At 63.1% G+C, this 25,212-nt stretch carries 21 protein-coding genes; 9 read left to right on the plus strand and 12 right to left on the minus strand.

What is annotated here, in order from left to right:
* Nucleotides 1-83: 83 nt before the first annotated feature.
* Nucleotides 84-608, plus strand: a complete 525-nt coding sequence (locus HTUR_RS21335; protein WP_012945418.1) for a GNAT family N-acetyltransferase — start codon at nucleotides 84-86, stop codon at nucleotides 606-608.
* Nucleotides 609-635: 27 nt separating this feature from the next.
* Here the strand turns inward: HTUR_RS21335 and HTUR_RS21340 are convergent, their stop codons facing one another.
* Entirely contained in the window at nucleotides 636-2,336 is a 1,701-nt protein-coding gene (locus HTUR_RS21340; protein WP_012945419.1) for an acyl-CoA mutase large subunit family protein, read from the minus strand.
* A gap of 224 nt (nucleotides 2,337-2,560) precedes the next feature.
* On the opposite strand from HTUR_RS21340, the gene HTUR_RS21345 reads away from it, so the two are divergent.
* Entirely contained in the window at nucleotides 2,561-2,995 is a 435-nt protein-coding gene (locus HTUR_RS21345; RefSeq protein WP_049941994.1) for a universal stress protein, read from the plus strand.
* Between the two features lie 48 nt (nucleotides 2,996-3,043).
* On the opposite strand, the gene HTUR_RS27620 is transcribed toward HTUR_RS21345, so the two are convergent.
* The 5 genes from HTUR_RS27620 to HTUR_RS21365 all read right to left on the minus strand — a co-directional run bounded on the left by HTUR_RS27620 (nucleotide 3,044) and on the right by HTUR_RS21365 (nucleotide 7,034).
* On the minus strand, nucleotides 3,044-3,208 hold the full coding sequence (locus HTUR_RS27620; protein WP_012945421.1) for a hypothetical protein: 165 nt from the start codon (nucleotides 3,206-3,208) through the stop codon (nucleotides 3,044-3,046).
* A gap of 13 nt (nucleotides 3,209-3,221) precedes the next feature.
* On the minus strand, nucleotides 3,222-4,886 hold the full coding sequence (locus tag HTUR_RS21350; protein ID WP_012945422.1) for a sodium:solute symporter family protein: 1,665 nt from the start codon (nucleotides 4,884-4,886) through the stop codon (nucleotides 3,222-3,224).
* On the minus strand, nucleotides 4,879-5,181 hold the full coding sequence (locus tag HTUR_RS21355; protein ID WP_012945423.1) for a hypothetical protein: 303 nt from the start codon (nucleotides 5,179-5,181) through the stop codon (nucleotides 4,879-4,881). The genes HTUR_RS21350 and HTUR_RS21355 overlap by 8 nt, the downstream gene beginning before the upstream one ends.
* 209 nt (nucleotides 5,182-5,390) lie before the next feature.
* Nucleotides 5,391-6,074, minus strand: coding sequence for a haloacid dehalogenase type II (locus HTUR_RS21360; protein WP_012945424.1), 684 nt, complete (start codon nucleotides 6,072-6,074; stop codon nucleotides 5,391-5,393).
* A gap of 75 nt (nucleotides 6,075-6,149) precedes the next feature.
* On the minus strand, nucleotides 6,150-7,034 hold the full coding sequence (locus tag HTUR_RS21365) for a halocarboxylic acid dehydrogenase DehI family protein (RefSeq protein ID WP_012945425.1): 885 nt from the start codon (nucleotides 7,032-7,034) through the stop codon (nucleotides 6,150-6,152).
* A 187-nt stretch (nucleotides 7,035-7,221) separates the two neighbouring features.
* Here HTUR_RS21365 and HTUR_RS21370 point away from each other — a divergent pair, with 187 nt between their 5' ends.
* On the plus strand, nucleotides 7,222-8,850 hold the full coding sequence (locus HTUR_RS21370) for an acyl-CoA synthetase (RefSeq protein ID WP_012945426.1): 1,629 nt from the start codon (nucleotides 7,222-7,224) through the stop codon (nucleotides 8,848-8,850).
* A 184-nt stretch (nucleotides 8,851-9,034) separates the two neighbouring features.
* Here the strand turns inward: HTUR_RS21370 and HTUR_RS21375 are convergent, their stop codons facing one another.
* Nucleotides 9,035-9,451: an acyl-CoA thioesterase gene (locus HTUR_RS21375; protein WP_012945427.1), complete on the minus strand. Its 417-nt coding sequence runs from the start codon at nucleotides 9,449-9,451 to the stop codon at nucleotides 9,035-9,037.
* A 246-nt stretch (nucleotides 9,452-9,697) separates the two neighbouring features.
* Here HTUR_RS21375 and HTUR_RS21380 point away from each other — a divergent pair, with 246 nt between their 5' ends.
* Complete coding sequence (locus HTUR_RS21380; protein WP_012945428.1) at nucleotides 9,698-10,555, plus strand: 3-hydroxyacyl-CoA dehydrogenase family protein; 858 nt, start codon at nucleotides 9,698-9,700, stop codon at nucleotides 10,553-10,555.
* Between the two features lie 45 nt (nucleotides 10,556-10,600).
* Here the strand turns inward: HTUR_RS21380 and HTUR_RS21385 are convergent, their stop codons facing one another.
* On the minus strand, nucleotides 10,601-11,725 hold the full coding sequence (locus tag HTUR_RS21385) for an acyl-CoA dehydrogenase family protein (protein WP_012945429.1): 1,125 nt from the start codon (nucleotides 11,723-11,725) through the stop codon (nucleotides 10,601-10,603).
* A 339-nt stretch (nucleotides 11,726-12,064) separates the two neighbouring features.
* On the opposite strand from HTUR_RS21385, the gene HTUR_RS21390 reads away from it, so the two are divergent.
* The gene (locus HTUR_RS21390) at nucleotides 12,065-13,048 is read left to right on the plus strand and encodes an LLM class flavin-dependent oxidoreductase (RefSeq protein WP_012945430.1); all 984 of its coding nucleotides are present in this window, start codon (nucleotides 12,065-12,067) and stop codon (nucleotides 13,046-13,048) included.
* Nucleotides 13,049-13,078: 30 nt separating this feature from the next.
* Here HTUR_RS21390 and HTUR_RS21395 read toward each other — a convergent pair whose 3' ends face one another.
* Entirely contained in the window at nucleotides 13,079-13,831 is a 753-nt protein-coding gene (locus tag HTUR_RS21395; RefSeq protein WP_012945431.1) for an IclR family transcriptional regulator, read from the minus strand.
* A 1,018-nt stretch (nucleotides 13,832-14,849) separates the two neighbouring features.
* Entirely contained in the window at nucleotides 14,850-17,540 is a 2,691-nt protein-coding gene (gene ppc / locus HTUR_RS21400) for a phosphoenolpyruvate carboxylase (protein ID WP_012945432.1), read from the minus strand.
* A gap of 188 nt (nucleotides 17,541-17,728) precedes the next feature.
* Here ppc and HTUR_RS21405 point away from each other — a divergent pair, with 188 nt between their 5' ends.
* Together HTUR_RS21405 and HTUR_RS21410 are read left to right on the plus strand one after the other, a co-directional pair.
* Entirely contained in the window at nucleotides 17,729-18,613 is an 885-nt protein-coding gene (locus tag HTUR_RS21405) for a DMT family transporter (RefSeq protein ID WP_012945433.1), read from the plus strand.
* A 608-nt stretch (nucleotides 18,614-19,221) separates the two neighbouring features.
* Entirely contained in the window at nucleotides 19,222-20,031 is an 810-nt protein-coding gene (locus HTUR_RS21410) for an aldo/keto reductase (RefSeq protein ID WP_012945434.1), read from the plus strand.
* Between the two features lie 243 nt (nucleotides 20,032-20,274).
* Here the strand turns inward: HTUR_RS21410 and HTUR_RS21415 are convergent, their stop codons facing one another.
* Nucleotides 20,275-21,363 (minus strand): Gfo/Idh/MocA family protein, encoded by a 1,089-nt coding sequence (locus HTUR_RS21415; RefSeq protein ID WP_012945435.1) that lies wholly within the window; start codon nucleotides 21,361-21,363, stop codon nucleotides 20,275-20,277.
* Nucleotides 21,364-21,719: 356 nt separating this feature from the next.
* Between HTUR_RS21415 and HTUR_RS21420 the strand changes: the two genes are divergently transcribed.
* The gene (locus tag HTUR_RS21420; RefSeq protein WP_012945436.1) at nucleotides 21,720-22,829 is read left to right on the plus strand and encodes a Gfo/Idh/MocA family protein; all 1,110 of its coding nucleotides are present in this window, start codon (nucleotides 21,720-21,722) and stop codon (nucleotides 22,827-22,829) included.
* A gap of 168 nt (nucleotides 22,830-22,997) precedes the next feature.
* Here the strand turns inward: HTUR_RS21420 and HTUR_RS21425 are convergent, their stop codons facing one another.
* Entirely contained in the window at nucleotides 22,998-23,777 is a 780-nt protein-coding gene (locus HTUR_RS21425) for a sugar phosphate isomerase/epimerase family protein (RefSeq protein WP_226377527.1), read from the minus strand.
* 234 nt (nucleotides 23,778-24,011) lie between these two features.
* On the opposite strand from HTUR_RS21425, the gene HTUR_RS21430 reads away from it, so the two are divergent.
* On the plus strand, nucleotides 24,012-25,181 hold the full coding sequence (locus tag HTUR_RS21430) for an NAD(P)/FAD-dependent oxidoreductase (protein ID WP_012945438.1): 1,170 nt from the start codon (nucleotides 24,012-24,014) through the stop codon (nucleotides 25,179-25,181).
* Nucleotides 25,182-25,212 lie beyond the last annotated feature (31 nt).

Raw genomic sequence — 25,212 nt, forward strand, 5'->3', positions numbered from 1 at the left:
CTCGATTTGCAACGGGCGTTGCTCGATTCGGGGTTTCCGAGGCGGTGGAAACAATTAATTCGACTCATGTGGAGAGGTAGCGTATGGCAATCCGCGAAGCGACCGTCGACGACATCGACGCGATCCAGAGCGTGGCAGAGGAATCGTGGACGCGGGACTATCCCGACATACTGAGCCGGGAATCCATTCAGGACGGCCTCGGCGAGTGGTACTCGGAAGAGCGAATCAGGGACTCGATCGTCTGGGCGCGGGCACTCATGCTCGTCGCCGAGCGGGACGACGAGATCGTCGGGTTCGCTCACGCGACCTGGGACACTAACGCGGACGTGGGGAACATCCTCCGCGTGTACGTCGGACCGGACGCTCGCGGCGACGGGATCGGGCGACGGTTACTTCAGGAGACCTGTCAGACGCTCTTCGAACAGGGGGTCGAGCGGATCAACGCGATGGTCCTCGACGCGAACGAACTGGGGAAGGCCTTCTACGACGATTTCGGCTTCGAGCGGACCGATACCGAGGAGATATCGATCGGTGGGGACAGCTATCGGGAGTGTACGTACGCCCTCGAGCGCGAGTCGTACTCGACCGAGCGCGCCGAAACGGCGTGATCGGCGTCTCCCGCGATTCGACGCCGTTCAGACGGGCGTGATGTTCTCTTGGTAGGCGCCATAGTGGTCCTCGAACACCTGCATGATCTCGCCCATCGAGGCGTAGGCCTTCACCGCGTCGATGATGGAGGGCATCACGTTCTCGTCGCTCTCGATCGCGTCCGACAGCGCCGCGAGCGTCGCCTCCACTGCCTCGTCGTCGCGGTCGGCTTTCACTTCCTCGAGGCGCGCGAGCTGGCGCTCGCGGGTCGTCTCGTCGACCTCGAGCGTGTCCGGGGACGTGTCTTCCTCGATAGTGAACTCGTTGACGCCGACGACGACCTCCTCGCCGCGTTCGACCCGCTGTTGATACTCGTAGCTGGCCTCGCCGATCTCGCGGTGGAAGTACCCCTGGTCGATCCCCTCGAGGACGCCGTCGCGAACCGAGCCGTCGCCCATCTCGCGGATCTCCTCGATGTAGCCCATGATCTCCGCCTCGAGTTCGTTCGTGAGTTTCTCGATGGCGAAGCTGCCGCCCATCGGATCGACGATGTCGGCCGCGCCCGACTCTTCGGAGATGATCTGTTGGGTCCGGAGCGCGACGCGGACGGCCTCCTCGCTCGGAAGCGCCAGCGCCTCGTCGAAGCTGTTGGTGTGCAGCGACTGGGTGCCGCCGAAGACGGCCGCCAGTGCCTGGATCGTCACCCGGGCGATGTTGTTCAGCGGCTGCTGGGCGGTCAGCGACTGGCCCGCCGTCTGGGTATGGAATTTCATTCGCTTGGACTCGTCGCGCTCGGCGTCGTACCACTCCTCCATCACGCGGGCGTAGATCCGACGGGAGGCACGGAACTTCGCGATCTCCTCGAAGATGGAGTTGTGACAGTTGAAGAAGAAGGAGAGCAGCGGTGCGAACTCGTCGACCTCGAGGCCTCGGTCGAGGCAGTCCTCGACGTAGGCGAAGCCGTCGGCGAGCGTGAACGCCGCCTCCTGGACGGCCGTCGAACCGGCCTCGCGGATGTGATACCCCGAGATGGAGACCGGGTGGAACTTGGGCGTCTCCTCAGTGGCGTATTCGATGGTGTCGGTAACGATATCCAGCGAGGGTTCCGGCGGGATCACCCACTCCCGCTGGGCGATGAACTCCTTGAGCATGTCGTTCTGGAGGGTGCCCCGAATCTCATCGCGCGGGACGCCCTGCTGGTCGGCCAGCGCGATGTACATCGCGTAGACGACCGCCGCGGAGGGGTTGATCGTAAAGGAGGTGGAGACCTCGCCGACGTTGATCCCGTCGAAGAGGATCTCCATGTCCCGTAGCGTGTCGACCGCGACGCCCTCCTTGCCGACCTCGCCCTCGCTCATCGGAGCGTCCGAGTCCAGTCCCATCAGCGAGGGCATGTCGAACGCCGTCGAGAGTCCGGTCTGGCCCTCGTCGATCAGGTAGTGAAAGCGCTCGTTGGTCTCCTCGGCGGTACCGAAGCCGGCGAACTGGCGCATCGTCCACGTCCGCCCGCGGTACATCGTCGGATACGGCCCGCGGGTGTACGGCGGCTCACCGGGGAAGCCGAGGTCCTCGTCGAAGTCGAGATCCGCGATGTCTTCGGGCGTGTAGAGGCGGTCTACCTCGTGGTTCGAGACGGTCGCGAACCGCTCCTTCCGCTCGCCGTGGGCCTCGAGAATCGGCTCGAGGGTGTTCTCCTCCCACTCCGCGCGCTGCTCGCGGATATCGTCGAGCTCGTCGTCGTCGAACATAGGTGTGAACATCTCCCCCAAGATTCTAAAGTCTTGCCGTCGGGCGTTCGATCGCGGTGTCGCGGCCGTTATCGTCGTTCGGGCGTCTCGGCCTCCGGATCGGCCGTCGCGGATCGTACGTCGCGTGGCCTCCAGTCGGCGGAATCGGCCGCGAAACCGATGTGTCCGCCGTAGACGCCCTCACAGCCCTCAATCGTTAAGTGTCGATGTGTGGAATGGTAGGTATGCACACTGCTCTGTTACCGATCGACGAGAGCGAGACGCGAGCGAAGCGCGCGGCCGAGACGGTGATCTCCCTCCCGGGCGACCCCGAGGAGAAGCGCGTCGTCCTCCTCAACGTCTCCGAGGAGACGAAACAGCCCTGGTTGCAGGAGTTCGAGACACAGCGCGGTGAGGGCGTTGAGGAGCCCGAACTCCCGGACAGCACGATCGCGGCCTACGAACCGCTCGAGGCCGAGGGAATCGACGTAGAGACGCGACTGGAACGCGGCAACATCGCGGAGGAGATCGTCGCGGTCGCCGAGGAGATCGATGCCGACAGTATCGTCATGAGCGGCCGGCGGAAGAGCCCGGCCGGCAAGGTGCTGTTCGGGAGCGTCACGCAGTCCGTCCTGCTCAACGCCGAGCGGCCGGTCACGGTGTTGATGACCGAGGAGTGAGCACGGTTCGCCGCCCGCGTGGCGCGAGACCGCAATCGCAGTGGCCCCTCACTCCGCCTTCCGGTACTCGACCCAGCTGAACGCCGCGAGGACGATCCAGCCGACGGCGATGAGCGCGGTCACCCGATTGCCGTTGGTCGCGGCGACCGAAGCGGTGCCGAGACCGACGAGGAGCCAGACCGCCGTGCCGATTTTGGATCCGAAGAGTTGCATAGCCAGAGAGGCGTTACCAGGGCTGAACGCCCCACCAGAGGATCGGGAGCATGAGCACTGCGAGGACGATCAGCGGTAGCGCGCTGTTGAAGCGTTCGACGCCGTCATCGGGGTAGCCGTGCATCTCGTTGATGAGCGATGCGTTGTCGGCCGGTTCGACGTCGAGCGCCTCGATCCGTTCGGCGGCGAGCGAGACCACGACGAACGTGATGATCGACACCGGGAACGCGATCATGATCGCGTCGATCCCGACGGCCGCCGTCAGCCCTTCGCCGCCGGCGGTGATCCCGCTGAACGCGTGCGGAGAGAGCAGGACGACGGTAACGAAGCCGACGACGCTCGAGGCGATCGCACCGTATCGATTTGCGCGGGCCGACCAGACGCCGAGCACGATGACCGGCGTGATCGCGGCCGCGCTGACCGCGAACGCCCACAGGATACTCACGACGAGGAACGCGGGCGGATTGAGCGCGATCAGCGCGATGACGAGGCCAGCACCGATGACGGACGCGTAACCGAACTGCGTCTTGCGATCTTCGCTGACATCGAGTTCGAAGGCTTCGACGATGTCGTTCGCGACTGCGGCGCTGATAGCGAGCATGTGCCCGCTCACGGTCGAGAGCCCGCCGGCGACCGCACCGGCGATGACGTAGCCGGTGACCGAGTTGCCGTTGAACGCGAAGTTGAGATAGAAGATCATCTTGTCCAAGTCGGCGTCGGCGACCTCGTAGCCCTGGTTCTCGAGCCAGAAGACGCCGGCGAACGCGACGGAGTACATCGTCGCGAACATCAGGCCGGTCACGAAGATGAACCAGAAGACGGTCTTCCGCCCCGCCTCGACGTCGCGGCTGGTGAAGATGCGTTGGGCAAGGTGTGGCATCCCGATGGGGCCCAGCGTCATCGCCAGGAACATCGCGAAGTACCAGCGGGTGTCGAACGCCATGCCGAAGAAGCCGGGGTTGGATTCCTGCATCTCCGGAACGAGGTCACCGTAGCCCAGCGGCGGGAAGAACCAGCCGCTCGAGCCGAGCTGATTGAGAACGAACATCATCGGGATTAACGCCGCGGTGAGCATGATCCAGAACTGGAGGGCAGAGTTGTAGGAGACGCCCCACATGCCGGCGATGACGACGTATCCCGTCACCAGCGCCGCGATGGCGAACAGCGAGAGGGTGTAGTCCCAGCCGAGCAGCACCTCCATAATCTGAGCCAGCCCGATGAACTGACCGAGCGCGTACATCAACATCACGAACACGATGAGCAGCGCCATCACTACGGACATCGTGTTTCCATACCGGTCCTTACAGAACGTCGCCGGCGTGTACGATCCCAGTCGACGGAGCGTCTGGCCGTACAGGATGACGATCAACGGGATCGACAGCAGGAAGTTCGTCCAGACCGCCAGGAACGGTATCTGGACCGTGATCATCAACGCGACGACGCCCATGAACGTCGCCAGGCTCTCCCAGGTGGCGGAGATCGCGGAGCCGTTGACGAACGGACCGATGGTTCGACCGGCGACCATGTAGTCGTCCGTCCCCTTGATGTTGTTCTTCATGTAGTAACTGATCCCGTAGTAGACGACGAACGTCGCCCCGACGATCAGCATGGGAACGAGCAGATCGGTGAACGTCTCCTGGAACGGATACTCGCCGGTCTGCTGTAGTAGCTTAGTCATCGTCATCACCCGGTTCGACTCCGACTTCACCGGTCGGTCCGGCCGCGTCCACTGAGGCCTTCAGTTGCGCTTTTTCCTCCATGATGGAGGTCGTGATATACCGGTAGTAGATCCAGTACAGGACGAACATTACCGCCGGGCCACCGGCTACCAACCAGAAGTAGTGGAACGGGAACCCCAAGACCGTGAGATCGGGGGTCCCGAACATGGTGAACCAGATCCCCGCGTTAATGACGGCGATAAGCGCTAACGCAGCGCCCAGTGATGCGAGCGCTTCTTTGGTATGTGTTTGCATACACTACGTCTTGTCATAATGCAAGTATTAAGTTCTTATGCCTAGATTGTCCTATTACTTCCTCATAGACAGACTATATTCGGATATTCCTAACGAAAGTGCTAATTTAAAAGAGCGTTTAATCTCGGAATTCGGCGGACACGGCCGATTCGTTGGTCCGCGAACGATCGTCAGTCCGAGACGATACTCTCGAGTCGGGTCGCGGATCGCTACAGTCCGAATTCGTCCGCGAGTTCGTAAAACGTCTCGACGGTCAAATCGGGATCGTCGCCGAACGGATCCCTGACTCCGTTCCCGCGATCGATCCAGACGCCCTGCATACCCGCGTGCATCGCGCCCTGAACGTCGAACGTGGGTCCGGCAACGTGTGCGATCGATTCGATCGGTGTTCCGGTTCGTCCCGCCGCGTGCCGGTAGATGTCGACGGCGGGTTTGAACGTCCGAATCTCGTGTGCACTGATCGCGTCCGCGATCAGCGACCCGATCTCCGCCATCTCGACCATCGACTCGAGCATCTCGGGGTTACCGTTCGAGAGCACGTAGACGTCGTATCCGGCGTCGGTAAGCTGTTCGAGACCGTCCCGAACGTCGTCGAACGGATCGAGTTCGTGGTACGTCGAGAGGATCTCTTCGATCGTCTCGTCCGAGAGTTCGACTCCATGGTCCTCAAGCGCGAACCGGAGCGCGTCGCGGTTCATCTCGTAGAACGTCTGGTAGCTGTCGGTGAAGTTACTCACCATCGTATACCTGATCGAGCGACTGCGCCACTGTTCGGCGATCGGACTCACTTGATCGACGTGGGTTGCGAGCGCCCGCTCGACCGCGAACGGGTCGACGAGGGTTCCGTACGAGTCGACTGTGATCGTTTCTACTGCGGCCGGATCGAACGACATACGGTACCAATTACCGTCACTGGTAATATACTCTGGGATTACTTCGAATAGGGCGACGGACACGACGACGCGGCGTTACTGTAGCGAGCGGACGCCGGCGGCGTCGACCGTCGTCGCGTACACCGGCAGCGTCGGAACGACGGTCTCGATCGGTCCCCGATTGAAGTCCCGGAACAGGTCCTGTAACTCCGTAACCGCCGGTTCGTCGATCCCGCGACGCTCGAGCGAGTCGGGATCCAGTCGCGGCACGTACGGAAGCGAGTCGACGTAGTCCGTCACCGCCGCTCGGGCCTCGGTGACCGCGGTCGAAAACGCGTCGCCCTCGAGGATCGGCTCGAGATCGTCCCACATGGGAGCGAGGTAGCCGGGCCACTGGGCGAGCGTCCGGTAGATACTCGGGAGACCGTCGTCGAGACCGTGAAACGACTGGATGGCCGGGACGACGTCGGACAAGTCCTCCGGGGGCTCGTCGAACGCGACCATCGTCGGCGGTCGTCCGCGGTCGGCGTCGAGCCAGTCCGGCAACGGTGCCGTCGCCGCTCGGCTGCGGTCGGGATCGGTTCCGATCGGTTCGTCGGTGAGCGCCCTGTCGACGAGTTCGAAGAGGACGGCGAGTCGCGGCGCGACGATGTCGTAGGTCGCGAGTTGCCCGCGGAGTTCGCCGTACTCGGCCGGTGTGACCTCGAGTTCGTCGCGACGATAGGTCGGTATCGATGTCTCCGCCTCGAGCGCCGAGAGGATGGTATCGCGATAAGAGACGGAGAACCGCCCGAAGCGAGCGGTCTCAAACGCCGGCTTCACCTGACCCCAGGCGTATCGAAGGAACTCGGGATAGTTCGCGGTCGTCGTCCGAAAGATCCAGTTGACGATCGGTGCCCGAAACGTGTGTTTGATGTCCTCGTAGAGGCCACGCTTCCACCCCGTCGCTTCGAGTTCGTACAGTTGCTCGCTCGTATCCATACTCGAACAGCGATTCGTTCCGTGTTAAAACTTCTCACCCGAGAGGGGGAGTTCCCCACGACCGAAATCGTCTCAGCGCTCGAAACGCGAATGTTTCCGCCGAGAACCGATCTGACCAAAGTTCCTTCCCGGTAATAGTGGTGGTAACGACAAAACATTAATGCGGATATGGTCTGATTGGTCGAGTATGAGTATGGATCACGATACCATAGTAGAGGAATTCGAATGGGACATTCCGGAATCGTATACGGTCACGTCGACCATCGACGATCACGCAGAAGCGTTCGGCAACCGAGTCGCCGTGCGGTTTCTGGACGAGGACGATCGTCGCGAAGAGCGGACCTACGCCGATCTCCGCGACGACATGAACCGCTTCGCGAAGGGACTCGAGGAACTGGGCGTCGAACGAGGCGATCGCGTAATGCACTTGTTCCCCCGTCATCCCGACGCGTTCGCGATTCAACTAGGTGCCCTCACGGCTGGTGCCCTCCTCGTTCCCTGCTCGTCGATGCTCCGTGCGAAGGACATCGAGTTCCGCGCGAACGACTGTAACGCCACAACGATCGTCGTCCACGAGTCGCTGACCGACATGGTCGAGCCGATCGTCGACGAGACGCCGCTCGAGCGCATTATCGTTCTCGATGGCGACGACGTCGACGACGAACAGTGGTCGACGTTCCAGTCCGTCGCCGACGGTCAGTCGACCGAGTACGACGGGCCCGAGCTCGGCGCCGAGGATCCGATGTCGATCAACTACACCAGCGGGACGACCGGTCAGCCGAAGCCGGTCCTCCACAAGCACCGCTGGATGTACTGCTTCAACCGGGTCAACGCTCCGTACTGGTGGGGCGTCGACGAGGACACCGATCTCGAGGACGAACTGCTGTGGGCGACGACCGGCACCGGCTGGGCCAAGTGGTTCTGGAGCCCGGTCGGCGTCGGGCTGACTACCGGTGCGACACAACTCATCTACGACGGCGAGTTCGAACCCGAGACCTTCCTCGAGATCCTTGAGGACGAGGGCGTCACCAAGCTCTGTGCCGTCCCCACGCAGTACCGGATGTTCGCTAACGCCGACCTCGAGCGGTACGACGTACAACTGAACGATACGCTCTCCGCCGGTGAGCCGCTCAACCGCGAGCCGATCGAGCGCATTCAGGACGCGTGGGGCGTGACGCCGCGCGACGGCTACGGCCAGACCGAAACCGTCGCCCTCGTGACGAACTACCCCGGAATCGACGTCAAACCCGGGAGTATGGGGAAGCCGACGCCGGGCGTCGGCGCGACGATCATCGAGATGAACGAGGAAGAAGAGGTCGAGCCGGGCGAGATCGGCGAAATCGCAGTCCCGGTCGATTCGCCGGCGATCTTCGACGGCTACTACGAGAAGCCCGAACTCGACGAACAGAAGCTGTCCGGCGACTACTACCGGACCGGCGACCTGGCATCGCGAGACGAGGACGGCTACTTCTTCTTCGAGGGCCGTGCCGACGACATCATCATCTCGTCGGGCTACCGCATCGGTCCCTTCGAGGTCGAAGACGCACTCGTCAGCCACGACGCGGTCGCCGAGGCCGCCGCCGTCGACAGCCCCCACGAGGAACGCGGCAGCATCGTCAAGGCCTACATCGTCCTCGCCGAGGGATACGAGGCCGGCGACGACCTCAAGGACGAACTCCAGGAGTTCATGAAGAACGAGACGGCGCCCTACAAGTACCCCCGACGGATCGAGTTCGTCGAGGAACTCCCTAAGACTTCGAGCGGCAAGATCCGCCGGATCGAACTGCGAGAACAGGAACAGGAGAAACACTCCTGACGCGACCCGCTGCGCGGTCGGCGCTCCGCATCCCGGACACTCCGCTGCTAACCCGTTTTCGCCCTCTGTTTCTCAATTTCGCCGCGAACCGCTCGAGAAACGGAGTCGTCGTTTTCCCCTCCCGCTCGATATCCGCCGGACCGCCCTCGTCAGCGTCGGATCGGCCACGTCGGTCGACTCCCGCTCACGCGTCGCCGCGCGCTCGAATGCATTCGTGCATCTCCTCGGGGAGCGGCGTCGCCTCGAACGCGTCGTCGACGAAGACGAACGACACCTCGCCATCCGCGACGCGTTCGCCGGTCGACGCTCGAGCGATCGCAAACGAGATCGTCAGCGACGCGGTTCCGCTTTCGAGGACCGTCGTCTCGAGGCGGGCCTCGTCGCCGGCCCGGAGCGGCGAGTGAAACGACGCCGACGCCTCGACCGCTGGGAGGACGTAGCCGGCCTTCCGGTAGGTCTCCATCGGATGTTCACCGTCGGTGGCGAGTCGGAAGTAGTCGTTGAGACCGACAATTACGAAGTGGAAGAACCGCGGATAGTAGATGAGTCCGCCCGCATCGGTATCGCTCCAGTCGACGGTGATTTCGGTGGTATGCGGCATCGTCGGTTACGGTCGGACAGCGATCGTCCGTTTGTGGGTGCTTTCGTCTCGATCCTTCCTCCTGCAGCGCGATCCGAACGCGGCTGTTCCGACGACAAATTTCACCGACATGCGTTACCGGTTCTCGATCCCACGGACGGACGTATATGCGTATCGACCACCGACCCCGCGAACGATCAGACGGCGTCGAAAGCGGAATCCGGGCGGTCGGCACGCTTATTATCGTGCTCAGAACAGGAATTCGTAATGGTCCGAGAGACGATCGACCGCGTCGGCGTTGTCGGCGCGGGCACGATGGGCAGCGGCATCGCACAGGTCGCCGCCGCGCACGACCACGACGTCGTGATGCGTGACATCCGGGAGGAATTTGTCGAGAGCGGTTTCGAGAACATCGACGACAGCCTCGAGCGCCTCGTTTCGAACGAGACGCTCCCCGAAGACGAGGCCGAGGGCGTCCGCGAGCGGATCGAGGGAACGACCGACCTCGAGGACCTCGCGAACTGCGACCTCGTCGTGGAGGCCGCCCTCGAGGAGATGGACGTCAAAAAGGACGTCTTCGCGGATCTGGAGGACGTCTGTGACGACGACATCCTGTTGGCAACGAACACGAGTACGCTCTCGATTACGTCGATCGCGAGCGACCTCGAGCACCCCGAACGCGTGATCGGCCTGCACTTCATGAATCCCGTCCCGATCATGGAGGGCGTCGAGGTGGTCGTCGGCGAGAAGACGACCGACACGGCGACCGATCTGGCCCACGAGTTCGCCGAGGGCCTCGAGAAGACGACGTGGGAGGCCGACGACAAACCCGGGTTCGTCACGAATCGCATCCTGATGCCGTGGATCAACGAGGGCATTCGAGCGTACGACGAGGGCGTCGCCACGAAGGAAGACATCGACGTCGGAATGGAACTCGGCACGAACGTCCCGATGGGACCGCTGACGCTGGCGGATCACATCGGCCTGGACGTCTGTCTGCACGCCTCCGAGACCTTACACGAGGAACTCGGCGACCGCTACAAGCCCGCCTACCTCTTAAAGCGGAAGGTCGAGGCCGGCGACCTCGGGAAAAAGACCGGACAGGGGTTCTACGAGTACGACTGAGCCGACCACCGTCGGTCGTCCGGCCGAGTACGGATGCCGGCCGCGCTAGCGCTTGAGGTGGCGCGCGATGATCTTTTTCTGGATCTCGGAGGTTCCCTCGTAGATCGTGGTGATCTTCGCGTCGCGGTAGTAGCGCTCGACGTCGAAGTCCTTCGTGTAGCCGTAGCCGCCGTGAATTTGGACGGCCTCGTTGGCCACGTCGACCGCCGCCTCGCTCGCGAAGTACTTCGCCATGGCCGCGGATTTTGCATCGACATCGCCCTCGTTCTTGCGTGCGGCGTCGCGGGTGAGCAACCGGGCCGCTTGAACGTCCGTCTGCATATCCGCTAGTTTGTGGCCGATCGCTTGGTGGTCAATGATCGGTTTACCGAACTGCTCGCGGTCGTTCGCGTAGGCGATCGAGTCGTCGAGGGCCGCCTGTGCGACCCCGACCGCCTGACTCGCGATCCCGACGCGGCCGCCGGTCAGGATCGAGAACGCGGCTTTGAGACCCTCGCCGACCTCGGTCAGTCGATTCTCCGCCGGAATCCGAACGCCGTCGAAGACGAGCGTCGTCGTATCGCTGGCCCGTAGTCCGAGCTTATCCTCCTTCTTGCCGACCTCAAGTCCGTCGACGTCCTTCGGGACCAGGAACTGGGTGACACTGTCGGGGTCGCCCCGGTCGGTCTTGGCGAACAGAATGACGACTTCCGCGCGTTCGCCGTTCGTAATCCACTGTTTCGTTCCGTTGATGACGTATTCGTCGCCCTCGAGACGGGCTTCGGTCGTCATTTCGGCGGGATTCGACCCGGCCTCGGGCTCCGAGAGCGCGAACGCGCCGACCGGACGGCCCGTGACCATCTCCGGGAGCCACTCCTCTCTGTGTTCTTCGGAGCCGAACTGGCGGATACACGACGTCGCGAGACAGTGGACGGACAGCGCCGTCGCGACCGCGAGATGGCCGTACGCGAGTTCTTCGTTGACGATGCTGTACGTGAGGGTGTCGACGTCGAGACCGCCGTACTCCTCCGGAACCGTCAGTCCGGTGAGGTCGAGCTCCGCGAGACCGTCCCAGACGTCTTCCGGAAACTCCTGCTTCTCATCGGCCTCGTCGACGTCGGCGCCGACCTCGTTTTCGACGAACTTCCGGACCGTGTTTCGAACGAGCTCCTGCTCGTCAGTGAGCGTCATAAATCGGCTATTCGCGGGACAGATACTAAAGTGTGTGATCCGTTGCTGAACTGACGGACGCGCTCCCATCGCGAAGCGAACGGACCGTCCTCTCCGTCGGCGCTCCGAATCGACGCCCGCTCGAGGCGGCGGCTCAGACGGGTACTAGTCACTCGATACGCTCACGACGTTCGACGACGGTAATCTGGATTTCGTCGGACGGTAGAGCCGTTTGGAGACCCCAAACTGGACGATTGTCCCTCTCCGATCGACTCGCATGCGGTTGCGAGCGCTCCGTTTGTGTCGCGGCCAGCCGTCTCAGCGGTATGATTTATCACGGAGAATCACAAAGGACGGCGTATGCATCTCGGCTTAGTACTCCCGCGTACGGGGAGCCACGACCCGACTGACCTCGCGATCGATGCGGAGGAACGGGGGTACGACTCTGTCTGGTTGGGCGAACTGTGGGGAACGAGCTCCGTCGTCAAACTCTCGGAGATCGCCGCTCGTACCGACGACGTGGAGGTCGGCACCGCGATTCTGAACGTCTTTTCGCGGACGCCTGCCGTCCTCGCGATGACGGCGTCGACGCTCGATCAGGTTTCAAATGGGCGCGCGTCCCTCGGCGTCGGGACGAGCACGCCGACGGCTATCGAAAACATCCACGGGATGGAATTCGAGCGTCCCGTCCGTCGCGCGCACGAAACGATCGACGTAATTCGGGCGATCCTAACAGGCGACGAGCCCGTCGATTACAACGGCGAACTGATTCAGGTGAACGGCGTCCCGCCGGTGAACAAGGAGGTTCCGATCTACCACGCGGCGCTCGGTCGAGCGAATCGCCGCGTCGTCGGCCGGCTCTGTGACGGGTGGATGCCCCACAACATTCCGTTCTCGGAGCTCGACGACGCGTTCGAGGCCGTTGAACGCGCGGCGCGAGAAGCAGGTCGCGATCCTGACGATATCACGATCGCACCGTACGTCCCCGCAGCGGTAAGCGCCGATGGCGACGCGGCCTACGACGCCGTTCGCGGGCACATCGCGTACTACGCGGGCAGCAGCGAGGGTTATCAGAACGCGATCGGGATGCTGTTTCCCGACCGCGCCGAGCGAATCGCCGAGGCGTGGCGAAACGGTGATCGCGGGGAGGCCACCGATCTCGTCACGGACGAGATGGTTCACGAGCTCGGAGTCGCGGGAACGCCGGACGCCGCACGCCGTCGCCTCCGGGAACTCGTCGACGAAACCGTCGTCGATCGACCGTTACTGACGATCCCAGAACAGGCCGCAGACGACGTGGCTGTCGGCACGATCGAAGCGCTCGCGCCGGTCTCGAACGACTGAACTGCACCGCGGGGGCGTTGAACGGATCTCTCAGACGTAGTCTAGGTTCACCTGCGTCACGTTCGCTGCCCGTTTGACGACGTCGGCGATTTCGTTCCGTCGCTCCTCGTCGATCCGGCTCTGGGGCCCACAGACGCAGATCGCACCGCGTATCCGTTCGTTCTTGTCGAGGACCGGTGCCGCGATACAGACCATTCCGGCGATTCGCTCTCCTTCGTCGACTGCATATCCCTGAGTGCGAATTTGCTCGAGCTGTTCGAACAGAACGTCGGGATCAGTGATAGTTCGAGGGGTCACCTCGACGAGACCGTGTCGGTCGATGAGTTCGTTGACTCGGTCGTCTGGCATGTGGGCGAGCATCGCTTTCCCCGGTGCCACCGCGTGTAACGGCATTCGAGCGCCCGGATACGCGAAGAGATTGATGGCGTCCGGTCCCTCCTGTACGGCGAGGATTACTGCTTGATCGTCCTCTTCGATCAGGAGCGTCGCGTGTTCACTGGTCTCCTCGGCGACCGTCTCGAGTTCGTCGCGAACCGCTTTGAAAATCTCGAGCCGATGTCGCTGTCGGTTGCCGATTTCGAGGAATCGCGTCGTCGTTCGGTACTCTTTCCCTTCCATCGTCACGTATCCCGTTGCGACGAGGGATTGTAGGTAATCGTGGACCGTGCTCACTGGCATATCGAGCCGTTCCGCGAGGTCCGAAACCCGTCCGCTGCCGTTTTCCGAGAGTTCGTCGACGAGTTTGAAAGCTCGTTGAACCGATTTATTCGATATGTTTGTCATAGCAGCCTCGACAACTGTTACACATAGAAGTTTTTCGGCGAATTCGGATGACTCTCTACGCGATCGGTTGCACCGCTCTCGGTTTTCGACGATTGATTCGTACGCGGGTTCCGACCAATCGGACGCAAGCAACTCATACACAGCCTAAAATGTATATTTCTCAGAAAAAGTGTAATGACAATACTTGTCGCGACCTGGTAGCGCAATCCGAGATGGTCGGAGTACTGGTATCGGTTATCACGTTTTATCGACTTCTCAGATGTCGCCGTCTCGATCGAAGTGATCCCTATCCGCTCGGCTGTTTGTCTCGGCGGGGAGATGCAATCATGCCGACTCGATAACTTATCGAAACGCGCTTCAAACGTTCTAAAGGGAGCGTTTCCGACTTTCTCGGAAAGTGGTCCGACCGGATATATACCGATATATCCGAATTACGGTCTACATCGACCGGTAACCGGCTATTTTCCCGAAGTACGGATTTCCGACACAGTCGAATATTGTTCCGTTTCGATAGAGTGATAGTGACTTCCCGTACTTATTTACAATTGTACTAATGTAATGGTAATCGAGCACTGTCGGTGTCGGTCGAGAGGACGCTAACTCGTACTCGCGGAGCCCGTCGGAAACGTCGGAGTAGCCGGTGAGTTCGACGAGCGCTTCGATCTCGGTTGACGGACGGCCGTGATCTTTCGTGACTAGTTCGAAGCGTCTCGTAGAGCGTCGAGAGGAGAAACGTCGGAAACACAGCCGGTCGTCCCCGGCAGGATCAAAGAGGAAGTTATATCGCGTCATACGGTTGCTCACCCGTTCGATTAGCGATCGGATCCGTTTGCTTCTTAGCGAAGACAATCATCGTTCGATCCTCGAGCAAGATGTCTCGCCTCACCTTGATCGTCCCGCCGATTGTTCTTCGGATTCGCTCCCGCTGCCGTGAACGCTGGAAGAACTGAGGCCGTAGATGGGCAGTTCTCGCTTCGATCGAGTGCGCCGATAAGTGATGCTCGAGCGACTCTCTCCCTTAGCCCGTATTTTTCATCCCGGCGGCGATCCCTTTGACCGTCAGTCGGAGCGTCCGCTCCTCGATATTCGTGCGGTGGTTCCTGTCGAGCAGATGTACCTGCAGCATGTTCAGCGGATCGACGTAGGGGTTCCGTTGCTCCAGATTCTCGCCGAGCCAGTCGCGAGTGTGGAGGCGATCGCGTTGTCCGATTTCCGTGATCAGTTCGGTCGCCCGCTCGTACTCGTCGGTCACGCGCGGGAAGAACCGATCGCGGAGCGCCGCATCGGCCATCCCCGCGTACTGTTCGGCGATCTCGAGTTCTGTGCGGGACAACGAGAGGGCGGCGTTGTCCAGCGTCGTCCGGAAGAACGGCCACTCGTCGTACATCTCCTGAAGGGTATCCATCGAGCCACCGTTGTCTAAGTACGCTTCGATACCGGTCGCGAGGGCGTACCAGCCCGGGAGGATACACCGCGACTGGGTCCAGGAGAACACCCACGGGATCGCCCGCAGGTCCTCGACGGTCCGCTCGCCGCTGCGGGAGGCCGGACGCGAGCCCAGGTTCAGGTCCTCGATGACCGTGATCGGCGTCGCCTGCTCGAAGTACCGGACGAAGCCATCGCTCTCGAGGAGGTCGCGGTACTCCTGTCGGGCGGCGTCGGCCATCGTTTCCATGGCGTCGATCCACTCTGCGTGAACGTCCTCCTCGGGCTGGTCGATCGCCTGCTTTCGCGCCCGGAGTTGGGCGTTGAGCATCTGCTCGATGTTGCGTTCGGCGATGCGGGGATTGCCGTACTTTTCGGCGATCGCTTCCCCTTGCTCGGTGAACTTGACCTGGCCGGTGATCGTGTTGTTCGGCAGGGCCAGCAGCGCCTCGTTCATCGGACCGCCGCCGCGGGAAATCGAACCGCCGCGGCCGTGGAACAGCCGCATCGTCACGTCGTGGTCGTCGCAGATCTCGCCCAGCCGGCGCTGGTTCTTGTGCAGCGACCAGTTGGCCGCCAGGAAGCCGTTCTCCTTGTTCGAGTCCGAATAGCCCAGCATGATCTCCTGGGTTCGCCCGCGGGCCTCGAGGGCCTGACTGTAGGCTTCGTTCTCGAATAGCGTCCCCATGATGCGTCGCGCTCCCGAGAGGGCGTACTCGGTCTCAAGCAGCGGGACGATGTCGATCCCCGAGTGTTCGGGCAGCGAGACGACGCCGGCTTGATCGGCCAAGAACAGCACCTCGAGGACGTGGCTGGGTTCGTCGGTCATCGAGATACAGTAGGTGTCGATTGCCTCGACGCCGTACTCGGTCTGCCAGTCGGCGAGGCTGTCGAAGAGTTCGAGGACGCGGGTCGAGTCGTCGGTCAGTCCGTCGGTCTCGCCGAGGTCGAGCACGGGCTCGTCCTGCAGGACGGCGTCGGTCAGGAATTCGACGCGCTCGGCCTCCGAGAGGCCGCGGTAGTCGATCCCCTCTCGCTCGAGGGCCTCGGCTATGGCGTCGGTGTGTTTCTGCTGGTGGTCGCGCAGATCGAGGCTCGCGAGCGAGAACCCGAACGTGTCGACCCGTCGGCGGATGGGGTCGACATGGGCCTCGACGACGGTCTCCCCGCCGTTGTTTCGCAAACTCGTCGCGATGACGTCCAAATCCTCGAGGAGTTCGTCGACGTCGTCGTAGCCGCCCGGCCGGACGTCCCCGACGCGACGGAGCCGCTCGCGCATGAGCTTGAGCTTCTGGCGGTAGGGCTCGCCGGGGTAGCGCTCCTCGGCCGTGCGGGCGACGCTGGGCAGCCGCTCGCGGTCCACCTCGAGTGAGGCCTCGAACTCGCCTCCCGCATCGATCCGACCCCCGTCCTGACTCAACACGCCCGACAGGCGCTTGAGCTCGTCACGGTACTTCTCGAGGACGACCTCCCGCTGGCGCTCCAAGACGTTCGCCGTGACCTCGGGCGTCACGTAGGGATTGCCGTCGCGATCGCTACCCGCCCACGAGCGGAACTCGAACAGCTTCGGAACGTCGATGTCCCGCGGGAGCTCCGAATCGATCGCATCGTCGAGCTCGTCGTAGACCTCGCCGACCACGTCGAACAGCGTGTTCTCGAGGTACCACTGGACGTTGCGCGCCTCGTCTTCGGGTTCGGGCTGGCGGTTTCGCACCTGTGGGGTCTGCCAGAGACTCGTCACCTCGGCGTCGATGTCCCGCCAGACCTGTTCCTCCTCCTTCTCGGTCAGTAGCCGCTCGTCCAGGGTCTCGAGGGACGTCGAAATATCCCTCAGTTTGGATTTGACGGTCTTCCGGCGGGCTTCGGTCGGATGTGCCGTGAACGTCGGCTCGATGAGGATATCGTCCAGAATCCGCTGGACGGTCTCGTCGTCGGCCTCGCCGAGTTCCGCCGCCGCGTCCTCGAGGCCGTCGTCGAGGGTCCGCTCGTGAGAGCCCGTTCGGATCGTTCGGATCCGCTCCCGTTCCTCCGCGAGGTTGATTAGTTCGAAGTAGGTCGTGAACGCCCGCGCGACGATCCGCTGATTGTGAGGCGACAGTCCTTCGAGTTCCGCGATCAGCGGGTCGCGGGTGTCGAGGTCGCCCGATCGGTAGTCGATCGCCGCCCGCCGGCACGATTTGACTGTCTCAAACGCCTCGAGAGACGTCTGCTCCTCGAGAATGTTGCCCAGGAGCGCGCCGAGGTCGTGAATATCTTGACTGATGGATCTGTCGTGGAGCTCCATATACCCTGAATATCCCTTCGACGTTAAAAATCTCCCGCCGAGACACAAGGCTTCATCGGCCCGTTCGCCGAGCACGCGTCAACAGAGACACCACGTCCCGAAACTTCGAGGGATGCCGTCCGTTTCGGACCACCCCGATCCCGGCCGGTCGGCGGACCGAAAGCGAATGCTTCTTGCGGTCGGCAGGGATGGACAGCGATGTGAACATCGGAATCGCGTTCGCCGGCCTGGCCGCGTTGCTCTACGGGACGTCCCTGTTCGTGATGAAGCGGTGGTTCGCCGACTACTCCTCGCCGACCTTTCTGTCGATCACCTATGCGCTCTCGATGGTCCTCTATCTCCCGGTAGTCGTCGCCGCCGACGGTCCCTTCCTCCCCGCGTCGAATCGAGTCAGCGCTCTCGGCTCTATTTTCGCGGTCACGGCGTTGACGGCCCTCGCTATGGTATTCCTGTTTCGCGCGCTCCGAATCGGCGAGGTCTCGTACGTCTCGCCGATCAGCAAGATCATTCCGGTGTTCGTCCTCCCGCTGGAAGTGGGCCTGCTGAGACAGCGACTCTCCGCGCTCCAGATCGGGGGCGTGGTCGTCGCGACGATCGCGATCTACGTCGCCAACTGGGAGGGGACGACGCTCCTCGCCCCGCTCAAACGAGCAAGTCGGTCTCGGCCGGCCCAACTGGCGCTGCTGTCGGCCGCGACGTTCGCGGTCGTCGACGTGGGCAAACGCGTGCTGATGCAGGAACTGGCCATCGCACCGACGACGTACGTTCCGCTGATGTTTCTCGGCGTCGCCGGGTTGATGGGACCGCTGGCGATCCGGGCTCGCTGGCCGGACGACTGGTGGCGCGACCTGCCCCTGTTCGTCGTCACGGCGCTCATCATCGCGTCCGGGAACCACGTCGTCCTGCTCGCCTTTCAGCGATTGCCGGCGAGCATCGTCTCTCCCGTCGTCAACGGACAGGCGATCGTCGCCGTGATTCTGGGCGCGATCTTCCTCGAGGAGTCCCACCTTCGGACGCGTCTCGTCGCGACCGGCCTGGCCGTCCTCGGTATCACGATGATTTCCCTCGGGTGAGCGCGGAGAGTCGCGGGTACTCGCTTGTGCGAGGGTGATCCCCGGCGACGGAACGAGATGACTGGGCCAGCTCGTCGAATCGAACGTGTGCAGGCTGAACCCCGTCGTTTGTGTCTCTCAAACGAACGGCCGAGGACGGATACGATAGGTACGCGGATGCGAACCGATTGCCGTCGCGCGATTACGTCAGTACGGGTGTAAACGAACGCGGTAGCTACTGCTTCGTTTCGATCACAGGAAATGGGGTATCGGCCGACTGAGAATCTGCGTTACGCGCCGCATTCCGCCGTTTGTAACGATCAAACGCTGCCGGAGACCGGATCAAACCGAGAAATCGGAGCGAGAGCGATAGCTCACCCCACTCGTTTACCGAAGACAGAAATTCGTTCACGGAACTCGATAGGAGGACGCAGATACCGTTTTGTTCTCTCAAACGGCTCCTTCTCGACCCACCGCACCGGGACTGCGTGGGGACGTGTTGGCAGGGTAGAAACCGCGGATATCGAACGGCGAGGTTTGGACTCACTCGTTCCAGACGGGGTCGGCGATCGGCCAGCACGTTATCCGATACGGGAAGGTATAAGGATCGTTCGAGCCACGTTGTAGATATGTTCGACGAGGACGCATACAGGCTCGGATTCGGGACGTACAGTCTCACCGACGAGGACGGTATCGATGCCCTCGTGACGGCGATCGAGTCGGGATACCGTCACCTCGATACGGCCCGCCTGTACGGAAACGAGGAAGAGGTCGGCGAGGCCATCGACCGAGCCGACGTCGATCGCGACGAGCTGTTCGTCGCCACGAAGATCGCCCACTTCGAGGAACCGGAGAAGACGCCGGAGTACGTTCGAAACGGCGTCGAGGAGAGCCTCTCTCGGCTCGGGATCGAGACGATCGATCTGCTCTACCACCACTGGCCCCGCGGCCAGGACGACATCGAGACCGTGCTCCCCGTGTTCAACGACCTCGTCGATGCGGGACAGGTCGAGCGCGTCGGCGTGAGCAATTACACGCCCGCCGATCTGGAACTCGCTGACGACCTCCTCGAGCCGTCGCCGTACGCGGTTCAGGCCGAGATGCACCCGTTCCTGCCCCAGAACGAGCTCCGCGCGGCCGTCCGGGATCGCGACGCGTACTTCGTCGCCTACTCCCCGATCGCGCAAGGCGAAGTGTTCGATACCCCCGAGATCTCGGCGGTCGCCGACAAACACGACGTGAACGAGGCCGTCGTCAGCCTGGCTTGGCTCCTCTCGAAGGACGGCGTCGTTCCGATCCCCCGGTCGCAGACGCCCGAGCACATTCGGAGCAACCGCGAGGCGCTCGAGGTCGAGCTAGACGAGGCGGATATCGAACGGATCGACGGCATCGATCGTCGGCTCCGCTGTGAGGACCCCGACTGGATGGAGTGGGAGTGAGCGAGCCAGCGACGGCACCGCTCGAAGGCGACTAGCAGGCCTGAACGGAACGACGCGATTTTTCGGTCGGCCTCTCGGCGCTCAGCGAATCGGGTAGCGGCGTCTGTTCGGCTCTCATGATCGCAGTCAGGATAGCGCGGGACGTGCTGTCTCGAAAAGAGTGGGCGTGAGCTACTATCGCGAGTCGTCGTCCCGACGATCTCGCGAGTGCGCCTGGGTCGGCCGTAACGGGCCAGTTCGCGACTATCGACTGACGCTGTTCGCCTCGCCGTTCTCGTCGTACGTTCGGATGAGATCGGCGATGAGTTCGACGTCACGCTTCGATTCCTCCGGCGGCGTCCGCGGCTCGGTCTCCCCTTCGATACACTCGAGGAAATGTCGGAGCTCGCGTTTGAACGGCTCGTCCGACGACGGAGTGTGCTGGGTCTCCGTCGTCTCCTCCGTTCCGAGTTTGGTGCGGACGTCCGACGGCGTGTTCTTGATGAACGCGTTCGAGAACTCGATCGACGCCGATCCCTCGGGAGCGTCGACGCGGATGCGCTCGTCGTACCACTTCCGATCGGTCGCGCCGGACTCGAGGATACACCGGCGGTCCCCTTCGTACCGGAGCTGAGCGGTAACGTACTTCCAGCCCTTGAACACGTCGACGTGGTCGATTCGTTCGACCGATCCGAACGCCGACCGGAGCGCGTTGACGTCGTGGCAGATGCTCTCGAGGTGGTACTCGTAGGCCCGCGTGAGCGTCTCGTCGTCGGTTCCGATAGCAGCCTCGACCTGCTGCTGGCGCTTCGAGTTGCTCTCCTCGAGGAACGCGTCGTCGAGGTCGGCGTAGACGATGTCGTAGTTCTCCTCGATGACCGCGCCGACGTCCGGCGGGATGACGGTGCTCGTGACGAGATCGATCTCCGACAGCTCGTCGACCTCGGCCCGGAACTTCTGGAAGCCGGGATCGAAGCGCTTCATGTAGCCGACCATGCAGACCGCGTCCGTCTCCGCGGCCGCGTCGATCACGTCCTGGGCGTCCTCGGGCGTCACGGCGACCGGCTTCTCGACGAACGTGTGCAGGTCCGCCTCGAGGGCGGCGACGGCCACCTCCGCGTGGGTGTGCATCGGCGTCGTGACGACCACGCCGTCGAGTTCCTCGGCCTGCTCTTCGATCAGCGCCGCGCTCTCCGTGTATCGATTGGGGACGTTGTACCGGTCGCCGAACGTCTCGACGACGTTTTCGCCGGGGTCAGCGATCGCGTGGATGTCTGCTTCGGGGAGTTCCGCGAGGTACGGAACGTGCATGATCTGTGCGATAGCGCCGACACCAATGACTCCGAGCTTCATCTCAACAACGCGTTAGTCAGCATCCCACAAATAGTTTACCAAGGGTTAGCACGCGGCGATCGCGCCTCGATTTCCCGTCGCCTCCCTCGCTGCCGAGACTGCGACCGGTCCCGTCGACCACCGGCGAGACGGACCCGACTCGAGGGCGACGCCCGACGGCGGCGAACCGGCGTCGGACGGCGAGTGGCGTCCGATATCTATTTGCACGATGCGATCGATCCGTTCAGTATGCGGCTTATCAGCTCTCTCGGGCGTAGCCCCGGGACCGGAACGAGCGCACGACCGCTCGAGGTGCGTGATCGAACCGAAGCGAAACCGACCGCCGAGGGCGTCTCGCCCCGGGGAGGAATCAGCCGATGAGCCTTCGGGTCGGGTTCATCGGCTACGGCTTCATGGGACAGGCGCACGCGAACGCGCTGGCTCGCCTCCCGATGTTTTTCCCCGAGGCACCGGCCACCGACCGGCACATGCTGTGCGGGCGCAACGAGGAGCGCGTCGCGTCGGCCGCGGAGCGCTTCGGGTTCGCGCACACGACCGACGACTGGGAGCGACTCGTCGACGAGGTCGACGTCCTCTACAACCTCGGGCCGAACGACCTCCACGCCGAACCGACGATCGCCGCCCTCGAGAACGACGTCCACGTCCTCTGTGAGAAACCGCTCGCGGCCACCCTCGAGGACGCGGAACGGATGGTCGCGGCCGCCGACGAGAGCGACGCCGTCGCCGCGTGTGCGTTCAATTACCGATACGTCCCCGCGTTGCGACTGGCCAAGGAGTTAATCGACGAGGGAGCGCTCGGCAAAATCCGCCACGTCCGCGGGAAGTACCTCGTCGACTGGCAGGCCGACGCCGAGCACCCGTGGGTCTGGCGCAACGACGCGGAGCGAGCGGGGTACGGGCAGGTCGGCGACCTCGGCTCGCACACGATCGATCTCGCGCGGTGGCTCGTCGGCGCGATCGAGGACGTCAGCGGACGGCTCGCCACGTTCGTCGACGAGCGGCCCGCCCCCGACGGCGACGGGACTCTTCCGGTGACGACCGACGACGCCTACCTCGCGACCGCGTCGTTCGAATCGGGCGCGATCGGCGTCTTCGAGGGGTCGAGCATGGCCTCGGGACACAAGGCGACCAACGCGATCGAGATCATCGGTTCCGAGGGCGCGATCCGATTCGACCTCGAGCGACTCAACGAACTCGAGGTGTACGACGACGACCGGCGCGGCTACGAGCGCATCCTCGTCACGGACGAGGACGATCCGTACGGCGACCGGTGGTGGCCGGCCGGCCACGCGATCGGCTGGGAACACACCGTCGTCCATGAGAACTACGAGTTCCTCCGCGCCATCGCGGGCGAGGGCGATGATATCGTGTCCTTCGACGAAGCGCTGACGGTACAGCGAATCGTCGACACCGTCGCCCGAAGCGACGATCGGGGACAGCGGCTCGCGGTCGAGACCGACAGCTGATCGCGCGGTCGATCGCCGTCACTAGAGAGATTCCCGATCCGAGTACTGACCGCTCAAACGTCGATCCGTCTCGCTCCGACTGCGGTCGCTGTCATCGGCTTCAACAGCCGCGGAAGAGGGTATGGCAGCGCTTGCGGACAGCGGTCTCCGCTCGACTATCGACTCGGCCTACGCGTCGGTCGCGTCGGTCCAGTGGTCGATGTTCCGCTTCGCGTGGACGAGCCTGTCGTCGCGCTCGTTCTCGATCTCGATCGTGATCTGTCCGTCGTAGCCGATCTCGTCAAGCGCCTCGTCGACGGCCTCGAAGTCGATGACGCCGTCGCCGAGGTCGACGAACGACGTGAGGAACACGAAGAGGCTGTCGTACTGGACGTTCCCCGCGGTGAGGGTGTCGACGTGGTCCTGGAAGTCGACGGTTGGGTCGATGTCCTTGAGGTGGACGTACGCGATGTCGTCCGCGAACCGGTGGATACCGTCGATGACGTCGCCGTAGGGCTGGTAGTGGGCCGTGTCGTACAGCAACTCGAGGTTGTCGGGCGCGCGCTCGAGCCACTCCTCGATCTCTTCGGGACTCTCGATGTGCGAGGCCCCGTGGTGGTGGATGACGGGCGTGACGCCGGCCTCGTCGGCGGCCGTACAGATCCGGTCGAGCCACTCGTCGAACGTCGCGTCGTCGGTCTGGCCCCGCGGCGGCGGCAGGATGCCGAGGAAGCGCGCGTCGAGTTCGGCCGCGATACCCGCGCCCCGGACCGCCGCGTCGACGTCCTCTTCGTTGTTGAGCCAGCCGGCCATGACGCAGTAGATGTCGAGGCCGTGCTCCTCGAGGGACTCCTGGAGCGAGTCGACGCCGATGTATTCGACTTTCCCGAGCCCGATTTCGACGCCGTCGTACCGGCACGCGGCGAAGTCACCGAGACCCTCGGACAGTACCTCTGCTGGGTCGTACATGATGGTCGTATATCCTACGCCCATACAGAGTGGAGGACCGTCCGAGATAATAAATCATGGGGATGGCTGGCGCGTTGGACGGACTCGAGTGCAGTCGTCGACTGGTCGTCGGTGCCACGGTCCGTGAGCGCGATCGGTCCGATACAGCGAATTGTACGCCTTCGTAGGGTGTGAACGACATCAGATTCTGACCCTTTCAGTAGCTTTGTATTGCAGTGGCTCGGATTAGCGAGTATGACTGAGAACGTCGTCGTACTCGGCGCCGGGTACGCCGGAGCCGGTGCTATCGCAACGCTCCAATCGAGACTCGAGACCGACGCGCGGCTGACGTGGATCGCCGACGTCGACTACCACCTCGTGCTCCACGAGGCTCACCGCGTCATTCGGGATCCGGACGTCCGTTCTGACGTCACCTTCTCGGTCGATCGGATCGCCGATCCGTCGACCCAGTTCATCCGGGACGAGGTCGTCGGCCTCGACACCGACGAGCGGGTCGTCGAACTCGCCGACGGCGAGGACGTCGAGTACGACTACGTCGTCGTCGGCCTGGGCAGTCAGACCGCCTACTACGGCATTCCCGGCCTCGAGGAACACTCGCTGACGCTCAAGAGCGTAGACGACGCCCTCGAGATCCACGACGCCGTCACGGAGGCCAGTCTGGAAGCGACTCGCGAGGAGCCCGCACAGATCGTCATCGGCGGGGCCGGGCTCTCGGGCATCCAGACCGCCGGCGAAATCGCGGAGTTCCGCGATACTCATCGCGCGCCGATCGACATTCATCTCGTCGAGGCACTCGAAGAGATCTTCCCGGGTAACGATCCCGAGATCCAGCGGGCGCTGCGCGACTTACTCGAGGACGCCGGCGTGCAGATCCACACGGACGACCCGATCACCGAGGCCACCGAGGACCACATCGAGTTCGACGAGGGCGAACCCCTCGATCACGACGTCCTCGTCTGGACCGGCGGTATCACCGGCCGCGACGCGATGGACGACGCCGACCTCGAGGACGAGCACAATCGGGTGACGACGGGAGCGAACTTCCGGACCACCGACGAGCGCGTCTTCGCCATCGGTGATTCGGCGATCGTCGACCAGGGCGACCAGCCCGCACCGCCGACCGCCCAGGCCGCCTGGCAGGCCGCGGAAGTGGTCGGCGAGAACGTCGCCCGCGCCATCGAGAACCGGCCGCTGAAGACCTGGGAGTACGAGGACAAGGGAACGGTCGTCTCCGTCGGCGAGGAGGCCGTCGCCCACGAGGTCACGCCGGCCTTCGGCGTCTCCCTCCCGGTCGACACGTTCGGCGGCGTTCCCGCGCAGACCCTCAAAAAGCTGATCGCGGCCCGCTGGATCGCAGACATCACCTCCTGGAACGAGGCTCGCAAGTCCTGGTCGTCGCTGTAAGCGGTTCCGGACTCCTGTCTCTTCGATCGGT

The sequence above is a fragment of the Haloterrigena turkmenica DSM 5511 genome, from assembly GCF_000025325.1.
GTDB lineage: Archaea > Halobacteriota > Halobacteria > Halobacteriales > Natrialbaceae > Haloterrigena > Haloterrigena turkmenica.